Annotated in this window: 8 protein-coding genes; 6 read left to right on the top strand and 2 right to left on the bottom strand. The window is 56.6% G+C overall.

The window, feature by feature from the left end; genetic code table 11:
- Positions 1 to 285: 285 nt before the first annotated feature.
- Positions 286 to 1,155, bottom strand: a complete 870-nt coding sequence (lgt, locus tag FGF66_RS10065) for a prolipoprotein diacylglyceryl transferase (protein WP_139457508.1) — start codon at positions 1,153 to 1,155, stop codon at positions 286 to 288.
- A gap of 132 nt (positions 1,156 to 1,287) precedes the next feature.
- Here lgt and FGF66_RS10060 point away from each other — a divergent pair, with 132 nt between their 5' ends.
- The 3 genes from FGF66_RS10060 (at position 1,288) to FGF66_RS10050 (ending at position 5,537) form a co-directional block, all read left to right on the top strand.
- Complete coding sequence (locus FGF66_RS10060; RefSeq protein WP_139457507.1) at positions 1,288 to 2,484, top strand: ATP citrate lyase citrate-binding domain-containing protein; 1,197 nt, start codon at positions 1,288 to 1,290, stop codon at positions 2,482 to 2,484.
- A gap of 62 nt (positions 2,485 to 2,546) precedes the next feature.
- Positions 2,547 to 4,379 (top strand): citrate/2-methylcitrate synthase, encoded by a 1,833-nt coding sequence (locus tag FGF66_RS10055; protein ID WP_139457506.1) that lies wholly within the window; start codon positions 2,547 to 2,549, stop codon positions 4,377 to 4,379.
- A 195-nt stretch (positions 4,380 to 4,574) separates the two neighbouring features.
- A complete protein-coding gene (locus FGF66_RS10050; RefSeq protein WP_170181321.1) occupies positions 4,575 to 5,537 on the top strand; it encodes a competence protein CoiA family protein in 963 nt (320 codons plus the stop codon).
- Between the two features lie 140 nt (positions 5,538 to 5,677).
- Here the strand turns inward: FGF66_RS10050 and FGF66_RS10045 are convergent, their stop codons facing one another.
- A complete protein-coding gene (locus FGF66_RS10045; RefSeq protein ID WP_139457504.1) occupies positions 5,678 to 6,850 on the bottom strand; it encodes an NAD(P)/FAD-dependent oxidoreductase in 1,173 nt (390 codons plus the stop codon).
- Between the two features lie 283 nt (positions 6,851 to 7,133).
- On the opposite strand from FGF66_RS10045, the gene FGF66_RS10040 reads away from it, so the two are divergent.
- The 3 genes from FGF66_RS10040 to FGF66_RS10030 all read left to right on the top strand — a co-directional run bounded on the left by FGF66_RS10040 (position 7,134) and on the right by FGF66_RS10030 (position 10,765).
- Entirely contained in the window at positions 7,134 to 8,858 is a 1,725-nt protein-coding gene (locus tag FGF66_RS10040) for a 2-oxoacid:acceptor oxidoreductase subunit alpha (protein WP_139457503.1), read from the top strand.
- A gap of 10 nt (positions 8,859 to 8,868) precedes the next feature.
- The gene (locus FGF66_RS10035; protein WP_139457502.1) at positions 8,869 to 9,702 is read left to right on the top strand and encodes a thiamine pyrophosphate-dependent enzyme; all 834 of its coding nucleotides are present in this window, start codon (positions 8,869 to 8,871) and stop codon (positions 9,700 to 9,702) included.
- A gap of 76 nt (positions 9,703 to 9,778) precedes the next feature.
- Positions 9,779 to 10,765, top strand: coding sequence for a phosphate acetyltransferase (locus FGF66_RS10030; RefSeq protein WP_139457501.1), 987 nt, complete (start codon positions 9,779 to 9,781; stop codon positions 10,763 to 10,765).
- Positions 10,766 to 10,821: the final 56 nt, after the last annotated feature.

The following is a 10,821-nucleotide window of genomic DNA, read 5'->3' as shown; positions in this document are numbered from 1 at the left end:
GTTTGCAGGGCAATATCGCCTTGTTTCGATGTCGCTGGTCAGAAGAATATTTCAAATCGCTCTTTTTAGAGATGCCCTTAAAGGAATATCGTCTACAGAGAAAGAGAAGATAGATTCTATAATCACTAATAATTTAGAATCAGATTCCTGAGATTATCGTCAATCTTGCAAGTATGGCCAAAAATTGATTTATATCATGACATTCAAAACATGGGACAATGTGATTTCGATAATCCGCCGCCCCATCTCCATGGGGCGACGAATATCTGAAATCAAACAGCCTCTCTACCTCTTTCCACCTCCCGTAATTCCAGCCTTCTCCTCCTGCGGTTTCGAAAGCAGCACAATCCCGACCCCGGCGGCTATCATAATAAAGCAGAGCACCTGGCCCATCGAGAAGTTGAGGAAGACGAAGCCGAGTTGGGCGTCGGGTTCGCGGAAGAATTCGATGAAGAAGCGTACTGTGCCGTAGCCGATGAGGTAGAGGCCGGAGAGGAAGCCGGGCCATGGCGCTTTTTTGCGGATCGTCCAGAGAATGACGAAGAGCACGATGCCTTCGAAGAACGCTTCGTAGAGCTGGGAGGGGTGGCGCAGCTCCACGGTCGGGGCGTCGGGGAAGTACATGCCGATGGCCGAGGTGGTCACGCGACCATAGAGTTCGCCGTTGATGAAGTTGCCGAGGCGGCCAAAGGTGTAGCCGAGCGGCAGGGCGGGGATGAAGAGATCGACGGTGCGGAGAAAGTCCACCTTCTGCTTGCGGGCAAAAATCCACATGGCGACGCCGACGCCGATCAGGCCGCCGTGGAACGACATGCCGGTGATGCCGGAGAACGCACAACCTCCGCTGCCGAAGTGAATCGGCAAAAGTGTGCCGATTGGATCTTGCAGAAACCAGTCGAATCCATAGAATAATATATAGCCGAGGCGTCCGCCGATGAGTACGCCGCCCATCGCCCAGGTCAGGGCGTCGCCGGGGAAGGTTTTGTCGAATGGAAGTTTTTCGTCGGCAATTCTGTATCTCGAAAGTAGATAGACGATGGCGAAGGCCACAATGTACATGGTGCCGTACCAGCGGATGGCGATTCCTCCTGTCGAAAAAATGACGGGATTCATCTGTGATGGGAGGTGCTGCCACCAGGCCGTGAAATCGATCATTGAAACTTTTTTTTACGGTTTCGAGTGATTAACAATTCTTAAACTCTTGGAACGTAAGGGAATGTAGTTATATTAAATCCTTGCACACTTCTTTTCGTTCGCAAACTACCCTGTAACATAAACATAGAGAGCATGGCTAAAATTCTTGAAGGGCCTGCCATGAAATTGTTCAACAAGTGGGGCATTCCTGTGCCTAATTACGTTGTCATCATGGACCCTGAACGTCTTGCACAGCTTGGTGAAGCTAATAAATGGCTGCGTGAATCAAAACTCGTCGTCAAGGCTCACGAAGCTATTGGTGGCCGGTTCAAGCTCGGCCTCGTCAAAATCGGTCTCAACCTCGAAGAGGCCATAGCGGCATCTCGTGAAATGATCGGCGCAAAGATCGGCACCTCCGAGGTTCGCCAAGTCATTGTGGCGGAAATGCTCGATCACGACGCGGAATACTATGTTTCCATGATTGGCAACAAGGACGGCGCGGAGCTGCTGATTTCCAAACATGGCGGCGTCGATATCGAGGATAACTGGGACAGCGTCAAGCGTATCCAGATTCCTCTCGACGAAAATCCCACCATCGAGCAGCTCACCCAGATTGCCACGGATGCTGGCTTCGAAGGCGAAATCGCCGAGCGCATCGCCAAAATATGCTCACGCCTCATTCTCTGTTTCGACAATGAGGATGCGCAGTCCATCGAAATCAACCCGCTGGTCATCCGCAAGAGCGACATGCGCTTTGCCGCGCTCGACGCCGTGATGAACATCGACTGGGATGCCCGGTTCCGCCATGCCGACTGGGATTTCAAGCCGGTTTCCGAAATCGGTCGCCCGTTCACCGAAGCCGAGCAGCAGATCATGGATATCGACTCCCGGATCAAGGGATCGGTCAAGCTCGTCGAGGTTCCCGGCGGCGAAGTGGCGCTCCTGACCGCTGGCGGCGGCGCTTCGGTTTTCTATGCCGACGCAGTCGTGGCAAGGGGCGGCACCATCGCCAACTATGCCGAATACTCGGGCGACCCGGCTGACTGGGCCGTGGAAGCGCTCACCGAGACCATTTGCCGCTTGCCCAACATCAAGCACATCATCGTCGGCGGCGCTATCGCCAACTTCACCGACGTGAAAGCGACCTTCAGCGGCATCATCAACGGCTTCCGCGAGAGCAAGTCCAAAGGCTACCTCGAAGGCGTCAAAATCTGGGTGCGCCGTGGCGGACCGAACGAGGCGCAGGGCCTTGCCGCCATCAGGAAACTCCAGGAGGAGGGCTTCGACATCCACGTCTATGACCGCAGCATGCCGATGACCGACATCGTCGATATGGCGATGAAGTCTTGATGACAGTCCTTGAAAGACGTTGAAACAAAAGAATATAGAAACTCATTAAATTTGATTGAACCGTGAGCATTCTCGCAAATAAAGATACCCGGGCAGTCATCATCGGTGGCGTGGCTGGCGTCAATGCGGCAAAACGCATGGCCCAGTTCGACTACCTGATCAACCGTCCGCTGACCGTCCAGGCTTTCGTCTATCCGCCAGAAGCCGGCCAGCAGAAAGAAATCTTCCGTGGCGGCGAACTCAAGAACGTCACTGTCTATAACTCTCTGGCTCCAGCGCTCAATGAGCACCCGGAGATCAACACCGCGCTCATCTACCTCGGCGCATCGAGAGCTACCCAGGCCGCGATTGAGGCGCTCGAATCCCCGAACATCCAGCTTGTCTCGATGATCACCGAAGGCGTTCCGGAAAAGGATGCCAAGCGCCTGAAGAAACTTGCCCAGAAGCACGGCAAGATGCTGAACGGCCCATCGTCGATCGGTGTCATGTCCGCTGGCGAGTGCCGCCTTGGCGTAATCGGCGGCGAGTACCGCAACCTGAAGCTCTGCAATCTCTACAGGCCAGGCTCCTTCGGCGTTCTGACCAAGTCCGGCGGTCTCTCCAACGAGGCGATGTGGCTTTGCGCCCAGAACGGCGACGGCATCACCTCCGCCGTGGCTATCGGCGGCGACGCCTATCCGGGCACCGACTTCGTCACCTACCTCGAAATGTTCGAGAACGATTCCGACACCAAGGCGGTCGTGCTGGTTGGCGAAGTGGGCGGCAACCTCGAAGAGGAGGCGGCCGAGTGGCTCGCAGCCGAACCGCGCCGTATCAAACTGATCGCCGCTATCGGCGGCACCTGTCAGGAGGTTCTGCCGCAGGGCATGAAGTTCGGCCACGCTGGCGCCAAAGAGGGCAAGAAGGGTGCAGGCTCGGCCCGCTCCAAGATGAACGCCCTGCGCGAAGCTGGCGCGTACGTGCCCGACACCTTCGGCGGTCTCAGCAAAGCCATCAAGCAGGTCTATGAAGAGCTGCTCGCGTCTGGCGCTATCAAGCCTGAGTCCGAAATCGACGAGGCGCTCTTGCCCGAGCTGCCACCGAGCGTTCAGGAGGTCATGAAGCAGGGTGAAGTGATCGTCGAGCCGCTCATCCGCACCACCATCTCCGACGATCGCGGCGAAGAGCCCCGCTATGCCGGTTACGCCGCTTCGGAGCTTTGCTCGAAAGGGTATGGCATCGAGGATGTCGTCGGCCTGCTCTGGGGCAAGAAGCTTCCGACCCGCGAGGAGTCCGAGATCATCAAGCGCATCATCATGATTTCCGCAGACCACGGCCCGGCTGTGTCTGGCGCTTATGGCTCGATTCTCGCCGCCTGTGCTGGCATCGACATGCCACAGGCAGTATCGGCCGGCATGACGATGATCGGCCCCCGTTTCGGCGGCGCCGTGACCAACGCCGGTAAATACTTCAAGATGGGCGTGAAGGATTACCCGAACGACATCCCCGGCTTCCTTGCCTGGATGAAGAAGAACGTCGGCCCGGTTCCCGGCATCGGCCACAGGGTCAAGAGCCTCAGGAATCCCGACCAGCGCGTGAAGTACCTCGTCAGCTACGTGCAGAACGAAACGTCGCTGCACACGCCGATTCTCAACTACGCGCTCGAAGTCGAGAAGATCACGACCGCCAAGAAAGACAACCTGATCCTGAACGTCGATGGCACCATGGGTTGTATTCTCATGGACCTCGGCTTCCCGGAGCACTCGCTGAACGGCTTCTTCGTTTTGGCCCGCACCATTGGCATGATCGGCCACTGGATCGACCAGAACAACCAGAACGCCCGCCTGATCAGGCTCTACGACTACCTGATCAACTACGCCGTCAAGCCGGAACGCCCGGTACCGGATAAGAAGTAAGCGTAGAGTTCTATGGATAACACAAAAAGCAGGTCAACTTGGCCTGCTTTTTGTGTTTATGGACGGATGGGATGGTGGGAGAGTGAGTTGTTTTTCCGAGACTTTTCGTAGATTATGAGATGTAGTATCCAGACCAATACAAGGAAGTTATATAATAATGCTTTTGTTTTATCATCAAAACCATATACAACTTACATGTTTAAAGCATTGGATGTACGAGATAACTCAGAAGTGGTAATTTTAGGCCAGAAGTGGTTAAATTCTATCAAAAAACTTCGAGAACTTGACCATCAAAATATTTTAGTATGTCAGGGTTGCAAACAACCGGTTCGAGTGCGGGCAGGTGAAAAAATACGAAAACATTTTGCTCACAAACATTTAGAGAATTGTAGTTATGAGGATGAGTCGGCTATTCTTCGTAACTCTCGCGCTGTTCTTTATGAGTGGCTTGTAGGTAAATTTGATAAAAATGTTACCATTGAAAAACAAGTTGACGGAACAGAATTATTTCGCCCAATAGATTGCTGGGTTACGCAAGGTTCAAAAGTATTTGCTTACTGGATTATCGATTCGAAGATTAATCCAGACAAACGAATAACATTGCAAAATATTGCAAAGAAATTAAGAATTCATTTTCATTTGGTGTTTTGTTCTGATCTGTTGCATACAGATCAAGATAATCCAAATAAGATATTTCTCACAACTACTGAAAGAGAATTTATTCAGCGCTCAAAGTATGATGAAGCTCATTGTTATGGGTATTCAGCTGCAGGCGGGTCTCTGCATTATTTAGATGCTGAAAACCGAAAGTTAATTACGTTTCGTAACCTCTTGCTTAATCACAAGCCACAAGTTTATACTGGTTGCAATATAAATAGCGATTTAGGAGAGCTTCTAGTTTCGCCAAAAACTGGTGAATTTGTTCATAAAGGTGAACAAGAGAAATGGCAAAAAAATGAAGAGGAAATAAGGGCTGTTGAGGAAGAATCAATTCGTGAAAGTTCAGAAAAGATGAAACTATCAGATTCATCTTTTGAAAAAATGAATAAAAAAAAGAAATGTGAAATTTGTGGAGAAATGACCGATGACTGGTTGTCTTTTAATGCAAAAACGGGTTTGTGCAAATGTAGTTCATGTTTTCACCAAGGAAAGTTTTGACGACGGTTGCTCAACACTTCGTCAAAAGAGCGTTACCAGTACATTGACTTCACATTCTTCGCATTGATATAGGATCACATTTACGGTCGATGTCGCCATGCGTAGCATCGACCGCATTCTCACCCGATCCCAATCTCAACTCACATCCCCGGAATCCTCGGGATATATTTCATCTTCGAGAGTTTGTAATAATACCCCCACCCCTTTTTCAGCCAGTGGCCGACTATCGGCATCGGGATGAACATCTCGCTGTGGCCGGTGCGATAGACGAAGCCTGCGCCGTCGCCGGTGTCCATGACGCAGAGGACGTTCAGGTGCTCCTGATAGCCTTTCATCGGCTCCTGATTGCCGAAGTGTTCGGCCAGGCAGTTGTTGGCCGCGCACTCCGCCATGAACTCCGCGATATGGCCCTGCTTGGCCTTCCACTCCGGCCCTTCGAGCGCCGCTGAATCGCCGACGGCGTACCAGCCATTCACGCCGACCACGCGGCAGAAGTCGTCGATCTTCACGAAGCCTGCCTCGTTGAGCGGAAGGTCGGAGGCCGTGACGACGCTGTGGCCCGACCCCGCCGGAATGAACATCGTCAGATCGCTCTGGAGCTTGCTGCCGTCCTTGAACACCACACCGTCCTTCTCGAAGCGCGTGATCTTCTTGCCATAGCGTTGCTTGAAGTTCTTCGCCTTGAACATTTTGGCCATCATGTCGAGCGCCTTCTGGCCCATTTTCGCGCCGGGCTGGGCCATCGGGGCGAAGAAGGTCATCTCGAAATTGTCACGGATGCCGAGCCTGGTGAGCTTGTGGTGCAGGTTGAAGAACAGCTCGAAACCGGGGCCGCCGCGTACGCCGCTGGGGTCTTTCGGGTTGCCGCCGAAGCCGAAGGCGATCTTGCCGTGGCCGCGCTCGACGAGGGCGTCGATCTTCTCCTTGAGGCGGAGCGAGTGCTCCGGAGCGCCGCAGATCGAGAGCGTGTGCTCGATACCTTCGTGCTTCACTTTGTCCGAGCCGAGCGCAATTACGAGGAAGTCGAAGTCGCTGCGGACGCCCGCTTTTTCAAGCGCGACGGAGTCCCGGCTGGCGTCGATGGCCGTCACCTTGTCGAGCGTCAGCAAAAATCCGTGCTTCCGCGCGAGCTTTTCCAGCGGGAAAGCCACGTTTTTGAACTGTTCCGTGCCAACCGGAATCCAGATGGCGATCGGGTAGATGAACAGAAACTCCCGGTCGGAAACCACCTCGACCTCGAATCCACGTTTGCGGAACGAGATCGCCGCCGCAACGCCGGCAATGCCTCCGCCAAGAATCAATACTTTTTTCACTACGGATCACTAATGGTTGATGCCCGAAGGCATTAGAAGACGTAAGGCCGTTAATATAGGGAAATATTGGTCATATGCCAATAATTAAAAACGAGGCGATCTTGCCGAGCCTTGACATTCAGGCGGAACGCATAGCCCTTGATGGGGTGTTGTTGGTTTACAAGCTGCTTTAAAAAACAGAGTCGAGCGCCTTCCAACGCCACTCTGAATTTCGCCGGAAAGGAGAGCCAGTTCGCCATTCGACAAGACATGCGGATGCTTCATCAAAACCGGGAGCCGTGTCATGCAACAAAATCCAGACGATTTTTCGATGGTTTTCGAGGGAGCCGCCGGACAGGGCGTCCAGACGATCACTTCCTTGCTCCTTCCTCTTCTCAGACACAGCGGCCACCATATCTTTTCGTGCACGGAGTTCATGTCGCGCATTCGGGGCGGCAGCAACAGCACCGAAATCCGCGTGACCGGAAAGCCTCGCCGCGCCTATGTTTCACGCATCGACCTCCTGCTGGCGCTGACGCCTCACGCATACGAGCGGCTCCACGGGCGGCTGCATGAGCGCACACTCATCTTTGCCGAAAAGGCGCAGTTCGGCGAGCACTGGGACAGCCGCTGCATCGACACGCCGCTGGGCCGGTTCGCATCGGATGCGGGCGGAAAGGTCTATGCCAATACGGTGGCCGTGGGAATCGTGCTGGCTGTTATCGGTATTTCACTCGAAAAGTGCGCCGAATTTCTGCGTGAACAGTTTGCTGACAAGGGTGAGGAGGTTATCGAAAACAACCTCAAAGCCGCACGGCTCGGCTACGAGTTCGGACTTCAGTTGCCCGCCGACCGCAGACCGGAGCTGCCTGAACCGGCGGCGGAAATCCGTAGCGATTCGCTCATGATGGACGGCACCTCGGCGCTCGGCATTGGGGCCGTCGCCGCCGGATGCAACTTCATCTGCTCCTATCCCATGTCGCCCGGCACCGGCGTCCTGACCTTTCTGGCGGCGAGGTCGAAAACTTTCGGCATCGTGGTCGATCAGGCCGAGGACGAAATCGCCGCGATCAATGCTGGACTCGGCGCATCGTACGCGGGCGCGAAGGCGCTGGTGACCACCTCCGGCGGCGGTTTCGATTTGATGCAGGAGGGCGTGAGCCTGGCCGGAATGATCGAAACGCCGATCGTCGTGCATATCGGCCAGCGCCCCGGCCCGGCGACCGGCCTGCCGACCCGCACGGAGCAGGGCGACCTCGACCTTGCGCTCCACGCCGGTCACGGCGAATTCGCGAGGGCGATCTTTGCGCCCGGCACACTCCGCGAGGCCATCGACACGATGCAGCGCGCGTTCGATACCGCCCAGCGCTACCAGATTCCGGTCGTCGTGCTGACCGACCAGTACCTGCTCGACGCCGTCTCGACCATCGGGGCAGGCGAGATCGAGCGGCATCCGGTAACACTCGCCATCGTCGAAACCGGTAAAGAGTACCAGCGCTACGCCTTCACGGAGAACGGCCTGAGTCCGCGAGGTGTGCCCGGATTCGGCGCCGGGATCGTTCGGGTGGATTCCGACGAGCATGACGAGGCGGGGCTGATTACCGAGAGCTTCGAGATGCGACGCCGGATGATGGACAAACGGCTCCTGCGGCTTCAGGCGCTCCGGCGTGAGGCGCTGCGCCCGACCGTCATCGGCAATCCGGAGGAGGCCGAAATCATCGCCGTTTCGTGGGGGTCGAACCGTGGCGTACTCGAAGAGGCGCTCGAACGGCTCGACAACAGCCGGTTCGCCGGAGTTCATTACGCCCAGGTCTGGCCGCTCGCTCCGGACACCGCCGCGCTGTTGGGAAACGGGCGCGGGAAAATCGTCGTCATCGAGAACAACGCGTTCGGGCAGTTCGCCAATCTGCTTCAGCAGGAGAGCGGCATCGCGGTGTCGCGCCGCATTCTGAAAGCCACCGGCGAACCATTCAGCGTCGAGGAAATAGTCGAACAATTCAGGGAGGTCGCCCGTGAACAATCAGCATAACCCGTTTGCGATGCCCGCCAGCACTGACGTGGCCTGGTGCCCCGGATGCGGCAACCACAAGGTGATCGAGGCGGTGGGGGAAGCGCTGGAAGCGCTGAAGATCGAACCCGAAAATCTGGTGATGGTTTCGGGTATAGGCCAGGCGGCCAAAGCGCCGCAATACCTGAACGCCAACATGTTCAACGGTCTGCACGGACGCGCCCTGCCCGCGGCGCTCGGCATTCGGCTTGCGAACCGGAAGCTCACGGTGGTCGTCGAATCGGGCGACGGCGACCTGTACGGCGAGGGAGGCAACCACTTTCTGCACGCCATCCGGCGTAATTTCAACGTCACCATCATCGCGCACGACAATATGATCTACGGCCTCACCAAGGGGCAGGCGTCGCCAACGTCGCGGCGCTGCATGAAGACTCCGGTGCAGGTGGGCGGCGTTTTGCTCGAACCGTTCAACCCGCTGGCCGTGGCGCTCGCGCTCGACGCGCCCTTCGTCGCCAGGGCGTTCGCAGAGAACGTCGAGCAGACCCGGTCGATCATCATGGAGGCTATCCGCTTCAAGGGGTGCGCACTGGTCGATGTGTTCCAGCCGTGCGTCGTTTTCAACAAGCTCAATACGTACCAGTGGTTCCGGGAGCACACCTGCGAGCTGCCCGAAGAGCACGATCCCTCGGATCGTCAGATGGCGATGGCGCAGGCGTTCCGGAGCGATCCGCTTCCGCTCGGCATTTTCTATCGGAATGACAAGCGTGAAATTTACGAGGATCTCGCCGGAACAGGGGAGCCGCTTTTCCGGCAGACGCCCACGAGCGACGAAGCGTTCCGGGCGATGCTCGATGCCTTTAGGTGAAGCGCATGGTCGCCGGTAGCGACAGCATCGAGTTGCTTATATTATCCATGCATCCCGAAACCAACGAGCCGATACCATGAGCGACCGAAACCACGCTTTCGCCAGCGATGAACCGCCGGAAATCCAGGTTCATCCGCATGACCGCTACCACGCCGTCATCGAAAAATGCGCCGCGCTGCCGCCGCTTGTGACCGCCGTGGTGCATCCGGTTGACGGCCACGTGCTTGCCGCCGTCGCGGATGCCGTGATGGAACAACTGATCGATCCCGTGCTGATCGGGCCTGCTGGACGCATCGAAAAGGCTGCCGCTGAAGCGGGAATCGACCTGTCGAAGTGGCGGGTGATCGACACGCCGCACAGCCATGCCGCCGCCGGAAAGGCGGTCGAGCTGGCGGCTTCGGGCCAGGTCAAGGCGATCATGAAAGGCTCGCTGCACACCGACGAGCTGCTCGGCCCGATTGTCGCCCACGGGTCGGGGCTGCGCACCGAGCGTCGGCTGTCGCACACTTACGTGATGGATACGGCCGGATACCACAAGTGGCTCATCGTCACCGACGCGGTGGTGAACATTTCGCCCGATCTGTGCGCAAAGGCGGACATCTGCCGGAACGCCGTCGATGCCTGGGTGGCGTTGACGGGGGAGTCTCGCCTGCCGAAAATCGCCGTGCTGGCGGCCGTGGAGGTGGTCAATCCCGCCATGCAGGCCACGCTCGACGCGGCGGCGCTCTGCAAGATGGCCGAGCGCGGACAGATCACGAGGTGCATCATCGACGGCCCGCTCGCCTTCGACAACGCCATCAGCCAGGAGGCCGCAAAGGAGAAGCGCATCGTTTCGCAGGTTGCGGGTGACGCCGACATTCTGCTCGCGCCGGACATCGAGGCGGCCAACATTCTCGCCAAGCAGCTCACCTTCATCAGCCACGCCGACGCGGCGGGCGTCGTCATGGGCGCGAAAGCGCCGGTCATTCTCGCCAGCCGCGCCGACAACCTGCGGACAAGGGTGCTCTCCTGCGCGCTCGCCGTGCTTGTCCAGAATGCGAGGCAAGAGGGGCGGATAAAATAGGGCGGCGCTGCCAGCAGCACATCGCTACCGAGCCTCATCGATCACGAAAACCCGAA

This window comes from Chlorobaculum thiosulfatiphilum, from assembly GCF_006265165.1.
GTDB lineage: Bacteria > Bacteroidota > Chlorobiia > Chlorobiales > Chlorobiaceae > Chlorobaculum > Chlorobaculum thiosulfatiphilum.
Note: the sequence above shows the minus strand (reverse complement) of the source record. Positions and strands in the feature narration are given on the sequence as shown.